This is a genomic window from Robertmurraya sp. DFI.2.37 (assembly GCF_029211245.1).
Classification (GTDB): domain Bacteria; phylum Bacillota; class Bacilli; order Bacillales; family Cytobacillaceae; genus Robertmurraya; species Robertmurraya methanolica_A.
Genome location: NZ_JARGEJ010000713.1, coordinates 1 through 295, shown reverse-complemented (window position 1 = coordinate 295; position 295 = coordinate 1). Strand labels below are relative to the sequence as shown.

At 38.6% G+C, this 295-nt stretch carries 1 pseudogene; it reads right to left on the bottom strand.

Annotation, left to right across the window (positions count from 1 at the left end):
* Positions 1–90 precede the first annotated feature (90 nt).
* A pseudogene (locus tag PZE06_RS28340) lies at positions 91–295 on the bottom strand (hypothetical protein); the annotation flags it as partial.

Below are 295 nucleotides of genomic sequence, written 5' to 3'. Positions count from 1 at the left end.
AATTATTGCTTCATCAACTTTAGGGATCGTGTCATGGTGGGTAAAGGAGGATACTCCCTACAGTCCTAACTTTCTAGCGAAACAGATGTTCATGACATCTTCAACCATTTTCACCGCTTCGTTTAAACGGTCTAAATCTTCACTATAGAAAGTGTAGCTAACTTCATTTGTAGACATATTCATGGATGCGAAATCTTGGCTCTTCCATTCTCCACTTTGGTCGATGTTGAACACATACTCTTCAACATCTTCTCAAACTTCTGGGAAGTTATCCATATCTGAATCAAACATGAGA